General features: G+C 71.0%; 17 protein-coding genes and 3 pseudogenes. 5 read left to right on the top strand and 15 right to left on the bottom strand.

What is annotated here, in order from left to right; translation table 11 throughout:
• Positions 1 to 10 precede the first annotated feature (10 nt).
• Positions 11 to 397, bottom strand: a complete 387-nt coding sequence (locus EV384_RS27340; RefSeq protein WP_130337738.1) for an SCP2 sterol-binding domain-containing protein — start codon at positions 395 to 397, stop codon at positions 11 to 13.
• The gene (locus EV384_RS27335; protein WP_341273642.1) at positions 394 to 1,809 is read right to left on the bottom strand and encodes a flavin monoamine oxidase family protein; all 1,416 of its coding nucleotides are present in this window, start codon (positions 1,807 to 1,809) and stop codon (positions 394 to 396) included. The genes EV384_RS27340 and EV384_RS27335 overlap by 4 nt, the downstream gene beginning before the upstream one ends.
• Positions 1,810 to 1,903: 94 nt before the next feature.
• On the opposite strand from EV384_RS27335, the gene EV384_RS27330 reads away from it, so the two are divergent.
• Positions 1,904 to 2,500 carry a TetR/AcrR family transcriptional regulator gene (locus tag EV384_RS27330; RefSeq protein WP_130337734.1) on the top strand — a complete coding sequence of 199 codons (597 nt, stop codon included), beginning with the start codon at positions 1,904 to 1,906 and terminating at the stop codon, positions 2,498 to 2,500.
• 252 nt (positions 2,501 to 2,752) lie between these two features.
• Here the strand turns inward: EV384_RS27330 and EV384_RS27325 are convergent, their stop codons facing one another.
• From EV384_RS27325 to EV384_RS27315, 3 genes are all read right to left on the bottom strand, one after another.
• Positions 2,753 to 4,381 (bottom strand): isovaleryl-CoA dehydrogenase, encoded by a 1,629-nt coding sequence (locus EV384_RS27325; RefSeq protein ID WP_130337732.1) that lies wholly within the window; start codon positions 4,379 to 4,381, stop codon positions 2,753 to 2,755.
• On the bottom strand, positions 4,378 to 4,953 hold the full coding sequence (locus EV384_RS27320) for a TetR/AcrR family transcriptional regulator (RefSeq protein WP_242624321.1): 576 nt from the start codon (positions 4,951 to 4,953) through the stop codon (positions 4,378 to 4,380). Before EV384_RS27320 ends, EV384_RS27325 begins: the two co-directional genes overlap by 4 nt.
• A gap of 259 nt (positions 4,954 to 5,212) precedes the next feature.
• Positions 5,213 to 6,502 (bottom strand): D-alanyl-D-alanine carboxypeptidase family protein, encoded by a 1,290-nt coding sequence (locus tag EV384_RS27315; protein WP_207232485.1) that lies wholly within the window; start codon positions 6,500 to 6,502, stop codon positions 5,213 to 5,215.
• Positions 6,503 to 6,772: 270 nt separating this feature from the next.
• On the opposite strand from EV384_RS27315, the gene EV384_RS27310 reads away from it, so the two are divergent.
• Both EV384_RS27310 and EV384_RS27305 read left to right on the top strand, forming a co-directional pair.
• Complete coding sequence (locus EV384_RS27310) at positions 6,773 to 7,429, top strand: response regulator transcription factor (RefSeq protein ID WP_130337726.1); 657 nt, start codon at positions 6,773 to 6,775, stop codon at positions 7,427 to 7,429.
• Positions 7,429 to 8,640, top strand: a complete 1,212-nt coding sequence (locus EV384_RS27305) for a sensor histidine kinase (protein ID WP_130337724.1) — start codon at positions 7,429 to 7,431, stop codon at positions 8,638 to 8,640. The genes EV384_RS27310 and EV384_RS27305 overlap by 1 nt, the downstream gene beginning before the upstream one ends.
• Before the next feature lie 42 nt (positions 8,641 to 8,682).
• Here EV384_RS27305 and EV384_RS27300 read toward each other — a convergent pair whose 3' ends face one another.
• The 10 genes and pseudogenes from EV384_RS27300 to EV384_RS27260 form a co-directional block, all read right to left on the bottom strand.
• Positions 8,683 to 9,114 carry a hypothetical protein gene (locus tag EV384_RS27300; protein WP_130337722.1) on the bottom strand — a complete coding sequence of 144 codons (432 nt, stop codon included), beginning with the start codon at positions 9,112 to 9,114 and terminating at the stop codon, positions 8,683 to 8,685.
• Between the two features lie 55 nt (positions 9,115 to 9,169).
• Entirely contained in the window at positions 9,170 to 9,367 is a 198-nt protein-coding gene (locus EV384_RS37415) for a hypothetical protein (RefSeq protein ID WP_130337720.1), read from the bottom strand.
• Positions 9,368 to 9,742: 375 nt separating this feature from the next.
• A pseudogene (locus tag EV384_RS27290) lies at positions 9,743 to 10,057 on the bottom strand (cytochrome d ubiquinol oxidase subunit II); the annotation flags it as partial.
• Positions 10,058 to 10,117: 60 nt separating this feature from the next.
• Positions 10,118 to 11,320 carry an ABC transporter permease gene (locus tag EV384_RS27285; RefSeq protein ID WP_207232484.1) on the bottom strand — a complete coding sequence of 401 codons (1,203 nt, stop codon included), beginning with the start codon at positions 11,318 to 11,320 and terminating at the stop codon, positions 10,118 to 10,120.
• Positions 11,317 to 12,024, bottom strand: coding sequence for an ABC transporter ATP-binding protein (locus EV384_RS27280; protein ID WP_130340849.1), 708 nt, complete (start codon positions 12,022 to 12,024; stop codon positions 11,317 to 11,319). The genes EV384_RS27285 and EV384_RS27280 overlap by 4 nt, the downstream gene beginning before the upstream one ends.
• 2 nt (positions 12,025 to 12,026) lie before the next feature.
• The gene (locus tag EV384_RS27275) at positions 12,027 to 13,058 is read right to left on the bottom strand and encodes a peptidoglycan-binding protein (RefSeq protein ID WP_165440090.1); all 1,032 of its coding nucleotides are present in this window, start codon (positions 13,056 to 13,058) and stop codon (positions 12,027 to 12,029) included.
• A gap of 17 nt (positions 13,059 to 13,075) precedes the next feature.
• On the bottom strand, positions 13,076 to 13,654 hold the full coding sequence (locus EV384_RS27270) for a hypothetical protein (RefSeq protein ID WP_130337716.1): 579 nt from the start codon (positions 13,652 to 13,654) through the stop codon (positions 13,076 to 13,078).
• A 222-nt stretch (positions 13,655 to 13,876) separates the two neighbouring features.
• A complete protein-coding gene (locus tag EV384_RS27265; protein WP_207232483.1) occupies positions 13,877 to 14,761 on the bottom strand; it encodes a sensor histidine kinase in 885 nt (294 codons plus the stop codon).
• 2 nt (positions 14,762 to 14,763) lie between these two features.
• Entirely contained in the window at positions 14,764 to 15,006 is a 243-nt protein-coding gene (locus tag EV384_RS36480) for a hypothetical protein (RefSeq protein WP_242624320.1), read from the bottom strand.
• Positions 15,003 to 15,652 (bottom strand): annotated as a pseudogene (locus tag EV384_RS27260) (response regulator transcription factor). Before EV384_RS27260 ends, EV384_RS36480 begins: the two are co-directional and overlap by 4 nt.
• A gap of 425 nt (positions 15,653 to 16,077) precedes the next feature.
• Between EV384_RS27260 and EV384_RS37535 the strand changes: the two are divergent.
• Positions 16,078 to 16,419, top strand: a pseudogene (locus EV384_RS37535) (AlbA family DNA-binding domain-containing protein); the annotation flags it as partial.
• Complete coding sequence (locus EV384_RS27255) at positions 16,420 to 17,220, top strand: hypothetical protein (RefSeq protein WP_130337714.1); 801 nt, start codon at positions 16,420 to 16,422, stop codon at positions 17,218 to 17,220.
• The last annotated feature ends 3 nt before the right edge of the window (positions 17,221 to 17,223 follow it).

Here is a 17,223-nt window from a genome sequence, read left to right as displayed (position 1 = left end):
GTGTGTGCTCCTACTGTCCGAGGAAGATGAACATGGCCATCGCGTCCAGACGCATCACGTCGTCCGCTCGGCCCTGGGTCTTGATGGCGCCCTGCATGTAGTTCGACACGGGGTTGGCGTCCCCCCAGAAGATCTCGGCCAGGTCCATGCTGCCGCCGCGGACGACAAGGTCCGGGACGCCTTCGAGACCCTGGACGATGGGCTGGGCGATGCCCTTGATCACGTGGAAGGTGAACGCGGCATCGGGAAGGTCGGTTGCCTGGATGTGGATCCGGCAGGTCCACGACGCGAGCGTCTTCTTCGATCGAGGGCTGGCGTTGGCCTTGTCGACGTACTCGACCAGGGCCTCGTGCAGCTCCTCGGCCGAGACGGCGTCGCGGCTCACGTCGGCGCTCATCGGGCCACCTCCGCCGTGGCGGCGATCTCGGCGAGCACGGCCTCGGCGGTCGCGAGACCCGAGCTGACCGCGCCGTCCATGTAGCCGTTCCACTTGGTGGCGCACTCGGTGCCGGCCCAGTGGATCGGGCCGATGGGCTCGCGAAGCGCCGGGCCGAGGGTGGACCAGGTGCCCGGCGACATCATGCCGACGTAGCATCCGCGCGCCCACTCGTCGTCGAGCCAGGACTTCTCGTACACCGCGACCGGGTTGCGTGCCTGCTCGCCGTAGTAGGTGACCAGGTCCTCGATCACGGTGGCTCGTCGCTCGTCGGCGGGCATCCGCAGCGCTCGGCGGGCCGCAGCGGCGTCGATGAAGCACACCAGGACCCCCTCGGGTCGATCCGGGTGGGTCTGGTCCAAGGTGGTGCAGACCAGCCGGTTGTCGCCGACCATGTGGCCGGACAGACCGTCGGCGCGCCAGAACGGCGTCTCGTAGACCACGCTCATCTTGATCGTCGAGGCCATGAACGAGCGCTGGGTCAGCTGGTCGCGGAGGCCGGGCAGCGCCGGAGCGTAGCGGATCCGTCCAGCCAGCGTGGGTGGGATCGCCACGATCACGCGGCGGGCGTGCAGTGCCCCGTGCTCGTGGTGCACGGTGACACCGTCGGCGTCGTGGTCGATGCGGTGCACCGGACTGTTCAGCCGCACCCGGTCACCCAGCAGTCCGGCCAGGCGCTGGGAGACCTGCATCGACCCGTGGGTGAGGCGGTTCTCCTGGGCGCTGTTGATGATGCCGATCATCTTCTCCAGGCCACCGCCGGATGAGATGTAGAACAGCGCGTGCAGCAGGGAGATCTCGCCAGGCTCGGCCGGGAAGATGGCCCGCGTCAAGGTACGCAGCCACACCTTGGCACCGTCGCAGTAGGGCTGGCTGCCGATCCAGGTCTCCACCGTCATCGCGTCCAGCTCTGCCGCACGGGGGTGCTCCCACGGCGCGGCCGTGTCAACCTCCATCGCCGCGCTCGTCAGCTCAACCATCGCGTCCATCAGGTCCGCGGCGATGATCGGATCACCGGTGGGAATGGCACCGTGGTAGCGCAGCAGCCTCCCGTCGGCCAGTTGCAGGTTGTCGCCGTCGGCGTACTGGGTGAACGTCTCCAGACCGAACTCCGCGATCAGCGCGTACATGTGGTCCTGGGTGGGTCCCACCCACTGACCGCCGTACTCCACCAGCAGGCCGTCCCCCTCGGTCTGGGACAAGGTACGGCCACCGACACGGTCGCGCGCCTCCAGGACAACCACGTCGACGCCCGCGTCGTGCAGCTTGCGCGCCGTGGACAGTCCGGCCAGGCCGGCACCGACCACTACAACGCCGGTGTCAAAGTCTGTGGACAAGGATGACCTCCGAAGTTGAACGCTTGACTCAGTCAAGCGTTCAAGGAATGTAGAGTGATCTCGGTAACACCGTCAAGAGGTCCGCAAGAATGCGTGCACGACACCGAACGGGAGGGCACCTGTGGGTCGGATGAGCGCCGAGGCTCGACGGGAACAGCTGGTGGAAGCGGCCATCGAAGTCATGTCCCGCGAAGGGCTCGAGCGCGCGACAACCCGCAGGATCGCGCAGCAGGCCGGGACGGCTCAGGGCGCGATGCACTACGCGTTCCGCGACAAGAACGAACTGCTCACCGCGGTGGTCGGTGCCGTGACCGTCCAGGTCGAACAGGTACTCCGCGACGCGGTCGACCCCGCCCGCGGACTCGCCGCCGCCATCGACGACGGCTTACGCGCCTTCTGGCGCTTCGTCGTCGGCGACGACGGGCTGCAGCTGATGCAGTACGAGCTGGCGATCTTTTGCTGCCGCACCCCTGGCTACGAATGGCTCGCTGCATGGCAGTACACCCGCTACGCCGCGGCCGTGCAAGAAGTCTTCCAGGCCGCAATCGATCACGAACCCGGGCCGCAGGAAGTCGACCTCCCCGGACTATGCCGGTTCGTGGTGGCCGCGGTCGACGGTTTGATCCTCCAGTACGAGGTCCACCACGACATCGATCAATCCGAGCGGGACCTCAGCAACGTCATCCGCTGCGCGGTCATCCTCGCGGGGCTCACTCCGCCAGGCTGAGGCACCAGCAGCAACATTCACACACAAACCAGTGCGGTGTGTGCGGTGTCGGGCGAAGCCGCCGGGGCTGCCGTCGACGTGCAGCCGGCCCGTGAAGATCCCGGCGAGTCCGGACTCTGGCCCGGCCTTCGCGTCGTGCACCGCACCGAGCTGCGGCCGTGTGCCTACCGCCGATTGACGTGACCCATGTTGGCAGCCGGCGGCGAATCCCTGCGCCGGGACCGACATCGCCATCGGTCCCGGCGCTTTCGGTCAGCCCACCTTGGGTGTGGCGCGGGAGATGAGCGCGGCGAAGTCGACACCGCTCGGCAGCGTGCCGTACGCCTGGCCGTGGTCGCCGCCGAGCCGGGAGGCGCAGAAGGCGTCGGCGACGGCGGGATGGCCGTGCCGCACCAGCAGCGAGCCCTGCAGGACCAGTGCCAGCCGTTCGACGACGCGGCGGGCCCGCAGTTCGAGGTCGCCGTGGTCGGCCAGCTCGGCCTGCACCTGGCGTACCGCGGCGTCGAGCCGCGCGTCGGCGCCGGCGGCGGCGGTCACCTCGGCCCGGAACGCCTCCATCACCTGGGGTTCCTTGGTGAGAGCGCGCAGTACGTCCAGCGCGGCGACGTTGCCGGAGCCCTCCCAGATCGAGTTCAGGGGCGACTCGCGGAACAGCCGCGGCATGCCTGACTCCTCGACATAGCCGTTGCCGCCCAGGCATTCGAGCGCCTCGGCCGCATGCGCCGGCCAGCGCTTGCAGACCCAGTACTTGCCGACCGCGAGGGCGAGCCGTTTGAATGCCGTCTCGCTGGCGTCCCCGCGCGCGGATCGGTCGGTCGCTCCGGCGAGCCGCATCATGAGGACGGTGGCGGCCTCGGACTCGACCGCGAGGTCGGCGAGCACGTTGCGCATCAGCGGCTGGTCGACCAGGTACCCACCGAAGGCCTGCCGGTGGGCGGCGTGGTGGGCCGCGGTGATCACGCCTTGGCGCATCCCGGCCGCCGCGCCGATGACGCAGTCGAGGCGGGTGAGGTTGACCATGTCGATGATGGTGCGCACGCCACGGCCCTCGTCTCCGACGCGCCAGGCCACCGCGTGCTCGTACTCGACCTCCGACGAGGCGTTGGACCGGTTGCCGGGTTTGTCCTTCAGGCGCATCAGCCGCATCGGGTTGCGCGTGCCGTCCGGCAGGACGCGCGGGACCAGGAAGCAGGTGAGCCCGCCCGGTGCCTGGGCGAGGGTGAGGAAGATGTCGCACATCGGCGCCGAGGTGAACCACTTGTGCCCGAGGAGCCGGTAGGTGCCGTCCGGCTCGGGGTGGGCGGTGGTGGTGTTGCCGCGCACGTCCGAGCCGCCTTGCTTCTCCGTCATCGACATGCCGGCCAGCAGCCCCTGCTTGGCCAGCGGCGGACGCAGCCCGAAGTCGTACGTCCTGGCCGTGAGGAGCGGCTCGTACTGCGCGGCCAGGTCGGGGTTGTGCCGTAGCGCCGGCACCGCGGCGTAGGTCATCGAGATCGGGCAGCCGTGGCCGGCGTCGGGGCGCCACGTGTAGAACTTTGCGGCCCGGGCCACATGCGCGCCGGCCCGGTCGTCCGCCCACGGCGCGGCGTGCAGGCCGTGCGCGACCGCCGTGCGCATCAGCTCGTGCCAGGCCGGGTGGAACTCCACCTCATCGATCCGGTGGCCGTAGCGGTCGTGGGTGCGCAGCACCGGCGGGTGTTCGTTCGCCAGCCGCCCGTAATCGATCGCCTGCTCGGTGCCGCCGATCCTGCCGAGCTCGTGCAGCTCGGCGGCGGCCCAGCCGGCGCCCTCCCGCTCAAGGCCGTCGAGCAGTGCCGGGTCGTCCGCCGCGTCGTAGCCGGCCAGCGGGGGAACCTGGTTGAGGACCTCGTGTGTCGTCACGGCGATACTCCAAGCGCGCGGTGGATGAACGTGATCAGGCTGGGGATGGTGCTCGGCCCGGCGACCCCGGCGGCCAGCGGACCGACCATGGCCTCGGCCAGGGCGCCGACCAACGCGGTGGCGGTCAGCTCGGGATCCTGCGGGGGAAGTTCACCGTTCGTCACACCCTCCGCGACGTAGCCGGCGATCAGTTCGGCGTACGCGCGGCGGAAGACGAGCCGCTCGGCGTCGACCGCCGGGTCGACCGGCTCGGCGAGCAGGGCGTACGCCAACCGCGGGGACTGGAGCGCGCGACCGGAGAACGTCTCGATGACGGCTGACACCCGCTCGGCGATGGTGGTCTCCAGCGCCGCGGCGCGCGCGACGGCGTCGACTTCGCGCTGCGAGGCCGTGCGGAAAACCTCGGCGAACAGGTCCGCCTTGGTGGGGAAGTGGCGGTAGACGCTGCCGGTCGCCATGCCGGCCCGCTCGGCGACGGCGGCGACCGAGCAGCCGGCGTACCCGTGCTCGGCCATGATCTCCAGCGCGGCGGCGATGATCCGCTCCCGCGAGGCGCTCAGTCGCGCTTTCATCCGCTCGGTGCTCCGGTAGACCACGCAAGGATTGAACCACCATTCAATCCTTGGCGGCAAGGGCGCTGTCGCCTGGCCGCACGATCGTGACCCGCAGCTGTAGGTTGCGGGTGGCGAGGATGTGGTCGATGAACTCGCCTCGGCCCGGGCGGCAACCACAGGTTGAGGGGGTCTGCTCGCCCCTCAACCTGCTTGTCTCCGATCTGGTCAGCGCCCGGCACCATGGCGGGCGCCGGCGTCGGGCCGTAGCGTCGCCGTTTCAGCGGTGCTGTCGGATGCGATCCCAGGTGCTCGGCGGCTCCAGCCCTACGCCGGTGCGAAGCGCGGTGGCGACCGGCGTGCCCTCGCCGGCGACCGCACTGACCCGGCCGTGTTCGGCCTCGGCCGGCAGCCGTGTCGGTACGGCCGGGATGTCGACGTCCAGCCGTACCCGCATGCCGGGCCAGCCCACGACGGTCAGGTCCTTCGCGGCGTTGATCGTCGTTCCGGTGCCGAGCGGCCCTCGCACGGTGGCGACCTGATCGCCGGCCCGGACGATCGGATGCTCCGTGATCGCGGCGGCGGCGGTGCGGACCAGCGGACGGGTCGCCCGGAACACCCGGTCCAGCTGCACCGGGGTGTTGGCGCCGGGCTGCCCCAGGACGGCGCCCACGATGGTGATTCTCCGGCCGCCGACCTTGACGACGGCGGCGAAGACGAGACATCCGCCGGCCTCGTCGGTGGACCCGGTCTTGATCCCCACGACGCCGTCCCGGCCGACCAGGGAGTTGTAGTTCCGCACGGTGCCGGCGACCGGCAGGGTGGCCTTCTTCTGCGCCACGATCTCCGCGAACGCCGGCAGTTGCATCGCCTTGCGGGCCAGGATCACCTGGTCGACCGCGGTGCTCACGGTGTCCGGGTCGAGCCCGGACGGATCGGTGTAGTGGGTGTCGGTCATGCCGAGCGCGGCGGCGGTGCGGTTCATCTTGGCGACGAATGCCTCGACGCTGCCGGCGTCCCAGGCGGCGAGGATCCGCGCCATGTTGTTCGCCGACGGGAGCAGCACCGCCTGGAGCGCCTGGCGCTCGGTGAAGACCGCGCCCGCGACGACCGCCACGAGGGACTCGCCGCGCGCCAGCTCCCTCGGGTACGCCGCGGCCTGCTCCGCGCTGACGGTGAGCTTCGGTCCGTGCTCGCCCCGGTCGAGGGGATGCTCGGTCAGGATGACGTACGCCGTCATCACCTTGGTCACGCTCGCGATCGGCACCGGGTTGCTCCCGCCCGACGTGCCGAGCGAGCCCAGCCCTTCGACCGAGAGGGCGGCCTGCCCGGTCTCCGGCCACGGCACCGCCGGGGCCGTGCCGGGGATGATCGTCGACGCGGGCAACGTCTGCGTGACCGTCGGCGCGGGCAGCGGGCGGCGCAGCGGCTCGATCGCGACCAGCGCGGTGCCGCCCAGGAGCAGGGTCAGCAGGCCAGTGAACAGCACCCGGAGGCCGCGTGTGCGACGCCGGGCCGGCGGTTGTGGCGGGACCGGTTCGATCACCTGGGTCGTCGCAGTGTCGAACATCCTGATATCTCCCCCGTGTGGCACGCCGGCCTGCTCCACTGCGCAGCCCGTGCGCTGATGTCGGTATCACTGACGTCGGTGCTGCAGGTGAGCCGGTACCGCGCGCGAAGTAGTGCATTGTCGCACCGCTGCCAGCTCTCCAGTCACGTTCGGTAGCCAACAGCAGGGCGTGTGAGGGTGCCGCGAGGGATTTCACTAACGCTGCGCTAACAACGCCCGTGCATACTTGGCGGTCGGTAGGTCGGTCCGGTCGGTCGAGGAGGTGGCGGGGTGCGGGTCCTGGTCGTGGACGACGAGGAGTTGATGGCCGACGCCGTCGCCGAGGGGCTGCGGCAGGAGGCCATCGCCGTCGACGTCGCCTACGACGGGGCGGCGGCGCTGGAGAAGCTCGCGGTCAACGCGTACGACGTGATGGTCCTGGACCGCGACCTGCCGCGGGTGCACGGCGACGAGGTGTGCCGCCAGGTCGTGGCGCAGGGCCTGGACGTGCGGGTGCTGATGCTCACGGTGTCGGTGACGGTGGCCGAGCGGGTCGCCGGGCTCAGCCTCGGCGCCGACGACTACCTGCCCAAGCCGTTCGCGTTCGCCGAGCTGGTGGCGCGGGTGCGGGCGCTGGGCCGCCGGGCCCGCCCGGCGACGCCGCCGGTGCTGGAGCGGGCCGGGATCCGGCTCGACCCGCACCACCGGGAGACGTACCGCGACGGCCGCTACGTGGGCCTGTCCCGCCGCGAGTTCGCGGTCCTGGAGGAGCTGCTGCGGGCCGAGGGTGCGGTGGTGTCGGCCGAGACGCTGCTGGAGAAGGTCTGGGACGAGCACATGGACCCGTTCACCACCATCGTCCGGGTCACCATCAGCGGCCTGCGCCGCAAGCTGGGCGAGCCGCAGCCGATCGAGACGGTGACCGCCGTCGGCTATCGGATCCGCTGATGGGCGAGTGGCGCGGCAATCTGCGGGTACGCCTGACCGTCGTGTTCAGTCTCGTGTTCGCCCTGGCGGGCGGCTCGGTGCTGGCGGGCACGCTGATCCTGGTCGACAACAGCATGGAGTACAGCCTGAACGTCGCGTACGAGGAGAAGTACGCGGCGCTCCCGCCGGAGGAACAGGCGGTCGCGGGCGAGCACATCGGGCAGAGCTTCGCCTCCAAGCAGACGATCATGGACTCGATGCAGTCCAACCTGCTGTTCAAGGGCGGCCTGACGCTGCTGGCGATGTGGCTGGTCGCCACCGCCGCGGGCTGGTTCGTGACCGGGCGGCTGCTGCGCCCGCTCAGCATGATCACCGCGACCGCGCACCGGATCGCCGGGCGCACCCTGCACAAGCGCATCGACCTGGACGCCCCGCCGGGCGAGGTGAAGAGCCTCGCCGACTCGTTCGACAGCATGCTCGACCGCCTCGACGAGGCCTTCGCGGGCCAGGGCCGGTTCATCGCCAACGCGGCCCACGAGCTGAAGACCCCGATCGCACTCAACCGCACCCTGGTCGAGGTGGCGATGAGCCGCCCCGACAGCCCGCCGCAGGTGCGCCAGCTCGGCGAGAACCTGCTCGCCGTCAACCAGCGCCACGAGCGGCTCATCGACGCCCTGCTGACGCTCGCGCGCGCCGAGGACGCGGTTACCGAGCGCCGCCAGGTCGACGTCGCGGAGCTGGCGACCATCGCCGCCGACACGACCGAGGCCCTGGCCGGGCGGCTGGCCGTGCAGATCGGCCGCGAGCTGGCCCCGGCGCCGGTGACGGGCGACCCGATCCTGCTGGAGCAGATGATCCGCAACCTGATCGACAACGCGACGCGCTACAACGTCGAGGGCGGCTGGGTGCGGGTGCAGACCGTCGCCCGGCCCCGCCACGCCGAGATCGTGGTGAGCAACACCGGCGCGGTGATCTCGTCGTACGAGGTGCCCACGCTGTTCGAACCGTTCCGGCGGCTCACCGACCGGGTCGGCTCGTCGCGCGGCAGCGGCCTCGGGCTGTCCATCGTGCGTGCGGTCGCGCAGGCCCACCGCGGCGACGCAGTGGCGGTGCCCCGTCCCGGCGGCGGCCTGGTCGTCCGGGTGATCCTGCCCCGCTCCGCCCACCCCCTCGTCGAACCGGTGATCGTCGCCCCGGCACTGCCCGAGCCCCACGACGCGCCCCACCCCTGACCCGCCCCGTCGCGGCGGGCCGCGCCGTGTGGTGGGAGGGTGTCAGCGCAGGACCGGGCCGCCGGCGAGGACGGCTCGGTGGAGTGTGCGAACGGCGAGGTGGCCGTGTTCGTCGAGGAACTCGGGGCGGATCGTGGCGGCGATGGCTTCAGCCGTCACCTTGGCGGGACGGCACGGGTTGTCGGGGTCGCCGAGGAGCGGGCTCCGGGTTCCGGGTCGACGTAGACCGCCGTGCACGGTTAGGTCGCCGTCGACGACGTAGACGGTGTCCTCGTCCTCGCCGGGTCCGTTGCCCAGGGCCAGCGGCCCGTCGACGGTGAGGTCCCCGGCATGGACGTGGAAGCGCTCGGGCTCGTCGCCGAACAGGTCCGTCAGGTGGACGCTGTCGTAGCTCGCTTCGCCGAGGTCGTAGCGCTGCGCCGCCTGCGCCAGGGGCACGGGTTCCCATGCGTCCGGCATGCCGTCGAAAAACATGAGGGGACGGTAGAGCCCACCTCATGTTCTCCGATCCACGGCCTTGGCGAAGCGGTCAGACGAGGCCCAGGCCGAGGGTGAGGGTGCCCGCGGCCAGGGCCGCGGCGCCGTACTGCACCGGCAGGTTGTGCGGAGTGTTGGCCATGCTGACGGCCTCGACCAGCACCTGGCCGGAGCCGTTGGCGTAGCGGGTGCGGGACCAGCCCGACTGCGGGGTGTCCGTCGAGGTCGGCGTCCGGCTCAGACCGTGCACGTCGGTCCACTGCTTCGATCGCCTCGCCGAAGTTGACGTACGACAGGACCTCGTCGTTGACGCCGTGCCACAGCTGCATCCGCGGCCGCGCGCCCGGGTAGCCGGGGTAGGCGTTGCGCACCAGGTCGCCCCACTGCTTCAGGGCCTTGACGACCTGCCCCTGGGCGCAGGCGCTGTTCCAGCTCTCCGGCAGTCGGATGAAGCCGCCCACCCGGGTGGACGGTCGATGCTCCCGATCGGGGAGTGTAGTGGCGACGGTGAATGTGTGTCAGCGCCGCGTCGGCGAGCGGTAGCGCCACAACGGCGTGCGGCCGATGTCGACCCGCAATGTGGCAGTGCCTCGGTGAGCAGCCGCAAGCTGCGGCGCGGGCGGGGTTATCCGGCGGCGGCGCGGTCGCCGGGTGCGGGCAGTTGAGCGACTTCGTCCGGGATGTGGTGGGTGCCGATGCGCTTGCGGAACACCCAGTAGGTCCAGCCCTGGTAGAGCAGCACGATCGGGGTGAAGACCAGGGCCACCCAGGCCATGATCTTGAGGGTGTATGGCGTGGACGACGCGTTGGCCACGGTCAGGCTGTTGGCGGCCGGTTCCACGGTCGACGGGAGTACGAACGGGTAGAGGTCGGCGAACAGCGACGCCACGGCCAGGGCGATCGCTGCGGCGGTGCCCGCGAACGCCCAGCCCTCGCGGCGGCCCTCGGGATCGGTGCGCGCCGGCGGCGACCCCGATCGGGACGCCGCCGGCCGGTCGGCTCAGACGCCCGCCAGCGCTTCCGTCGGCGTGAGCCGGGCGGCTCGCACGGCGGGGTAAAGTCCCGCGACCGCGCCGATCAGCAGCGTCGAGGCGAACCCGCCCGCCGTCGCCCACAGCGGCACCACGGCCGGCCAGTCCTGCGTGGCCGCGTACCCGCCGGTCACCACGACGCCGATCAGGATGCCGCCGAGGCCGCCGAGCGCTGACAGCAGCAGCGACTCCACCAGGAACTGCAGCAGGATCTGGCCGCGGGTGGCCCCGAGCGCCCGGCGCAGGCCGATTTCCGACCGGCGTTCGAGTACCGAGATGACCATCGTGTTCGTGACGCCGATCCCGCCGACCAGGAGCGCCACCGCGCCGAGGCCCAGCAGCAGGCCGCTGAACGTGTTCTCGGTGATCGTCTTGGCGGCCAGCGCGTCGGACGGCCGCGAGACCAGGACCTCGCTGGGCGCCGTCGGTTTCACGGTGCGCGGAAGGGCCTTGCGCACCTCGACCACCGCGTCCTCCGCCGTACGCGTGTAGACGGTCGTCGCGTGCCCGTCGAAGCCGAGGTAGGCCGTCGCGGCCGACCAGCCGACGAGCACGGCGCGGTCCAGCTCCTCGGCCAGCGGCGCCGGCCGCAGCACGCCCACCACGGTGAAGCGTTGCTTGCCGAGCACGATCTGCGGCTGTGCCGCGGCGTCGTCGATGCCGAGCCGCTGCGCCGCGGTCCAGCCCAGCACGGCGGTGGGGAAGTCGGCGGTGGGCTGGCTCAGCCAGCGCCCGCTGACCGGGCTGAGCCCGACCGTTTCCGGCAGGTCGAGGCGGCCCGCGTACACGGCGAGGCTGCCGGTCTGCGCGGGGTGGACGTGCTCGTTGCGGTACGCGTGCACGTTGGGCAGCCGTCCGACCGCCGACACCGCCTCCACCGACGCGATTCTTGCGATCATGGGGATCGCCTCGTCCGGTAGATGCGTCGGCTTGTCGTCCAACGATCTGCCCGGCTCGACAGTCAGCAGGTTGGTGCCCAGTTCGTCCAGCTGCCGGTCCAGTTCGGCCTGGCTGGAGCTGGAGATGCCGACCACGGCGATCATCGCGGCGATGCCGATCGCGATACCGAGCGCGGACAGGAACACCCGCAGTCGGCGCGATCGCAGCCCGGCCGCGCCGGCCCGCAGCACATCGCCCGGCGACAGCCGCCCGGGGCGGGGTGGGGCGCTCACCGGGCCGCCCCGATCCGCGCGGCGAAAGGCACCACGCCGGGTTCGCGCTCGTCGCGCACGATGAGCCCGTCGGAGACCTCGACCCGCCGCGGCAGCCGTGCCGCCAACTCCCGGTCGTGGGTGATGACCACGACGGTGGTGCCGGCCGCGTTCAGCTCCGTCAGCAAACCCAGCACGGTCTCGCCGGAGGCGGAGTCGAGGTTGCCGGTGGGCTCGTCGGCCAGCAGCAGCGGCGGATCGCCGATCAGCGCCCGGGCGATCGCCACCCGCTGCCGTTCACCGCCGGACAGCTCGTGCGGACGGTGGTGCAGCCGGTGGCTAAGGCCCACCCGTTCCAACGCGGCGTCGGCCCGCCGCAGCCGCTCCCGGGCGGCCACGCTCGAGTAGAGCAGGCCGTCGGCCACCGCCGCCCGCACCGCAACGCCCGGGGTCAGGTGGAACTGCTGGAAGACGAAGCCGATCGTGGCGGCCCGAAGGCCGGACAGCTGCCGGTCGGACAGGGCCGCCACGTCGTGTCCGCCGATGCGGACCCGGCCGCTGGTGGGGCGGTCCAGGGTGCCGATCAGGTTGAGGAGGCTGGACTTGCCCGATCCGGAACGCCCGACGACGGCGACCGCCTCGCCGTATGCGATGTCGAGGCTGACCCCGCGTACGGCCCGTACCCCGCCGGGGTAGGTCTTGGTGACGTCCGTCAGCTCGACCACGTTCACTGCGCGACCCCCACGGTGACGCCCTCGGCGATGCCGTCGCCGCTGATCTCGACCTTGCCGCCGGCGAACAGCCCCGTCTGCACGGGCACGACCCGGCTGGTGGCGCCGTCACGCAGTTCCACGCCGTAGCCGCGCTCGCCGATGGCGAGCAGCGCCTGGATCGGCACGACGAGCACGTCGGTGTGCTCGGCGGTGACGAAGCGGACCGTCACCGGCCCGGGCTCCGGCTCGGCGGTGGCTTTCAGGACCAGCTGCACGGTCACCTTGGGCTCCCCCTGACCCGGCGGCGGATCCTCGGGCGTGCCGCCGGCGGGTGTCACCACGCCGAGCACGGTCGCCTCCACCGGTGCGCCGTCGGGCAGCGTGACGGTGGCCTTGGCGCCCTTCTTGGCCAGGTCGGGTTCGGTGGCCGGCACCTTCGCGGTGACGACGTGGGTGGTCGGGCTGGCGGTGAGGATGTCACCGGCGGCCGGCGCCCCGAGCCGGGCCGTCTGGGTGGCGACCCGCAGCGGACCGGATGCGACGATCACGTCCGTCGGCGCCACGGTGCCCGTGACGGGCAGTCCCAGGTCTTTCTGCCACCGCTTGACGGCGGCCGCGGTCGACGCGGAGTAGGAGGTGTCGGCCTCGAAGCCGGTGTACTTCAGCGCGACCAGGTTCGCCTCGAGCTGGGCGACGTCCGGGCCTTTGACCCCGTCGGCAAGGACCCGGTAGAACGGCAGCCCGCCGTAGAGCAGCACGATCGGGTTGTTGTCCGCACGCAGCAGCGGCTGTCCGCGCCGCACCGTGCTGCCGGCCGCCGCGAGCCAGGTCAGGGTGCCGGCCGCCTTGGACGTGACCGCCGACGGCTGGCCGTAGCCGATCTCGCCCTCGACGACCGTGGCCGCCGTGATCGTGGACCGCGTCACCTTGACCGTGTCGACCGCGGGAGCGCCGACGGGGCTGTCGTCCCCGCCCCCGGTGATGACCCCGGCGGACATCGCCGCCGCCGCGGCGACCACCGCGGCGGCGACGACACCGAAAAGCACACGGCGCCATCGGCCGCTCATCCGACGCCCGGCCCGTCGCTGGCCCCGGGATTGCAGATCGCCATCGCCGCCTTGTACGCCGGTTGCGCCATCCGGGCTTTGATTTCCTCTTTCTCACGTCGCGCGGTGGCCGCGTCGATCGGGGCGGGGTCGGGATCAGGATCGGGGTAGTCCGGCACGCCGTTGTCGCGCATGCACGCCGCGATCGCCCGGCCCGCGCGCAGTTGCTCCTCGGTCGGCTTGCGGGGCGTGTCCTTTACCGGGGGGTCCAGCGCGGGCCACTTCTCGAAGCACTCGTCCAGGTCGGGAGTCAGCGTGTCCGGCCAGCCCGAGAATTCCATCATCAGGTTGTCGTGACCGAGGTAGCGGACCTCCGTCAGGCCCTTCTCGTTCAGGCACGTCGCGAGGTTCTGCTTCTGCTTGTCGTACGCGTCCCACAGACCGGCGGTGCCGGAGTCCGCCTCGCCGGTGGTCTCCGACTGGCCCGGCCCGCACGCCGTCAACACCGCCACCAGCAACGGCGCGCACGCCGCCAGTGCCGCGTACCGGACGCCACGCCCCGAACGCCGGCCCACACGTCTGCCGTCGATCGGCATCTACTTCTCCTTTAGAGCTGGGTTTCGCATCGCGTACGACGCGCCCGTTCCAGCGGGAACGTCGCCGCCATGCCTGTGCTGGACGCCGGAGGGATTCACCGGCCGTCTCGGTACACAGTCCACCAGAGGTGGTGTTACGGGGCGGTGAGCAGAATTCCACACATCCCGCTAACATAATCCGAAGTAGATTTATATACTGATTCTTCGGGTGTGGGCGTGGGTTCACGCCCGCGGGGCGTCACTGCGGGGCAGGATCACGCGCACGGCCAGGCCGCCGTCGGGACGGGGGATGGCCAGCGCGTCGCCGCCGTGGGCCTGGGCGACCGCACGCACGATGGACAGGCCCAGACCGCTGCCCCTGGCCGAACCCACCCGGTCGGTGAGCCGGCGGAACGGCTCGAACAGCGCCGGCACCTCGTGCGGCGAGATCAGCGCGCCCGTATTGGTCACGACGATCTCGGCCTGCCGGACCTCGGGCAGGGTCTGCACCCACACGAAGCCGTGCGGGTGGTTGTAGCGGACCGCGTTGCCGACCAGGTTGCGGATCAACTGCTCCAGCAGGATCGGGTCGCCGACCACCGGCGCCGCCGCGAGTTGCGCCTGGACCTGCACCCGCTGCTCCGCGGCCGCCTTCGCGGTGACGTCGAGCGCATACCCCGCCAGTTGCGCCAGGTCGACCGGCCGCCGGTCGGTGACGGCCACCTCTGCCCTGGCCAGGGTGAGCAGCGAGTCGATCAGCCGTTCGTGGCGCTGGTTGACGGCGAGCAGGTTCTCGCCGAGCTGGCGCAGCTGCGGCAGGCTGTCGGGGCGGCTCATCGCCACCTCGACCAGGGTGCGGTTGAGTGCGATCGGGGTCTTCAGCTCGTGCGCGGCGTTGGCGATGAACCGCCCCTGCCCGGCGAACGCCTCGTCGAGCCGGTCCAGCATGCTGTCGAACGAGTCGGCCAGGCTCTTCACCTCACCCGGAGGCGCGTCCAGGTCGATGCGCTTGTGCAGGGTACGCCCGGCGATCCGGTGCGCCGTCTCGGTGATCATGTTGAGGGGGCGCAGCAGTCGCCCCGACAGCCACCAGGCCACCGCGGTCGCCGCCACGCATACCGCCAGCACGGTCAACCTCCCTTGGCCAGGAGGTTGTCACGCATCGAGTCCATGATGATCTGCTTGGAGACCTCGTCGGCGGCCATGTTGTACTTCTCCCACTTGCGTGTGAAGGCCACCGACAGGCTGTAGTCCATGCTGTTCTGAACCAGGATCAGCACGCCGCCGAGCACCACGCTGCCCGCGAACAGGAACATCAGCCCGACCATGAGGGTATGGCGCACCCGCAGGCTGCCGTGCCAGGAACCGTTCATGGCAACCGGTAACCCCTGCGGTCACCGTCTCGATGAGCTGCGGCTCCCCGAGCTTGCGGCGCAGGCCGCCGATGGTGACGCAGACGATGGTGGTGAGCGGGTCCATGTTCTCGTCCCACACCTTCTCCAGCAGGGTCTCCGCGGACACGACCGCCCCGTCGGCGCGCAGCAGCTCCTCCAGCACCGCGACCTCCTCGCGGGCCAGGTGGACGTAGCGGCCGTCGCGGTAGGTCTCGCGGTGGCGCGGGTCGAGCCGGACGCCCGAACGCTCCAGCACCGGTGGCACCGGCAGGCGGGACCGGCGTCCCAGCGCCCGCACCCGGGCCACCAGCTCGGCGAACGCGAACGGTTTGGCCAGGTGGTCGTCGGCCCCCATGCTCAGCCCGGCAACCCGGTCGGCGTCGGAGACGAAGACGCTGAGCATCAGCACCCGCACGCCGGTGCCGGCCGCCACGACCCTGCGGCAGACCTCGTCACCGTGCACCCGGGGCAGGCCCAGGATCAACACGTCGTAGCCGTTGACGGCGAGCTTGTCCAGCGCCTCGGCCCCGTCGTGCGCGATGTCCACCGCGAACGCCTCCTGCCGCAGACCCTCAGCGACGGCCGCGGCCATCAGCTCCTCGTTGTCCACCACCAGCAGCCGCATACACCCTCCTCGCCAGACTGCCCTGCGCAAGTATCCGGAGGTCGCGTTAGCCGGCGGTGAACGATTCCGCTCACGCGCCGCTAACATGCCGGAAGCCGCGCGCGCTGGCCGACTACCGGCAGCGGGCTGAAAGCGTTGACTCGAAAATGTGAGTGATGTGCTGGTCAGGCTGTTGCGGGGATGATCGCGACGAGGTAGCCGAGGCGCTCGCGTTGGGCGATAGCTCATGCACCTCCGGCACGTACTCCGGAAAGCGCCACCGGTGCGGGTTCAACAGTCCATGGATTGAGCTGCGCGGTCGGCATGCCTCCTGAGTCCGCCAGCGTGCGACCGCAGCCGGGAGCGACCTTTTCCCTAGCCATGTAGCGACTGGGGAACTGACCGCCGGACGCTGAACCGCAGATCGTTTGCCAGTATCGACGCCAGTGCTCGTGCAAGCTCTGCCTCGCGGGCCGCCAGCCCATCGAGTGCGACAGCGACCTCGCGTCGCATCGCTGGCCGTCGACGGGGGAACACTCGTCATCGGGATCGAGGAGAACCGGGACAGCGGGCGGGCAGTCGGCCTCACACCGGTCGAGCTGGCGGGGCAGGTCGAGCGGATCCAGCAGGTGTGCCGGGGTCGGATCGACCCACCGCTCGCCTTCACCGCGACCGACCTGGTCAACCCCGACGACCCCGCGACCGGCCTGATCGTCATCGACGTTCCGCCCAGCCCGTTCGCGCCGCACCAGGTCGACGGGCGGTACGTCGGCCGAGCGGACCGGACCGTGAGGGCGCTGTCGGACCCTGAGGTGGTCCGGCTGCACCGCCTGCGCGACGTAACCGAGGACAGCATCCTCGATGACCTGGACAGGGCGCGCCGCAGCGCCGCGGCGCTTGATCTCGGGCCGTCGACACTGACGGTGGCGATCGCGCCTATCCCCGTGATCCGGCACGAGCTGGTGCGCGACGAGCTGGCCGACGGCAACAGGTGGCTCGGCGAGGTGACCAATGCGGCGCAAGACCGCGTGAGGCGCATCGGCGACGACAGCCCCCTCGCGCCCTTGGTCATGCAGAACGCCAGCTTCCCGTTCAGCAGCCGCAACGGATACGCCACCCCGAACGGTTACGTGTTCAGGTACAACAGCCGCGAGGACTCGTACGCCTTCCTCGAGGTGGCGGAATCCGGCGCCGTCTCACTCGTCGTACGTGACGTCACCGCCGCGGCCGCGATCGGCAGGGACCGACCTGAGTACGAGAAGGTCATCAACCAGTACGAGGCGGCCACCTTCACGGCCCTCGCCCTCGCCGTGTTTGCCGAGGTAGCGGAGCGCAGCGGCTTCCGAGGCATCGTCGGCGTCGGTCTCCGCCTGGACGGCATGCTCACCGTCACGCCGATGCGCGAACAATCGCACCGGATCTGGGACCGGCCCGTCCCGTACCCCGACGACCACTACCAGCGCGTCACCAGCGCCACCAGCGTCGAACTCGACGGCGACCTGACGGCGGTCATGGACCGGCTGTACGGCCGGCTACTGCGGCCCCTGGGCCTCGATGACATGCTGCGCCAGCGGCCGACCGAGTCGTAGGCC

The organism is Micromonospora kangleipakensis (assembly GCF_004217615.1).
GTDB classification, from domain to species: domain Bacteria; phylum Actinomycetota; class Actinomycetes; order Mycobacteriales; family Micromonosporaceae; genus Micromonospora; species Micromonospora kangleipakensis.
The sequence above is the reverse complement of the archived record's forward strand: the minus strand, read 5'-3'. Positions and strand labels throughout refer to the sequence as shown.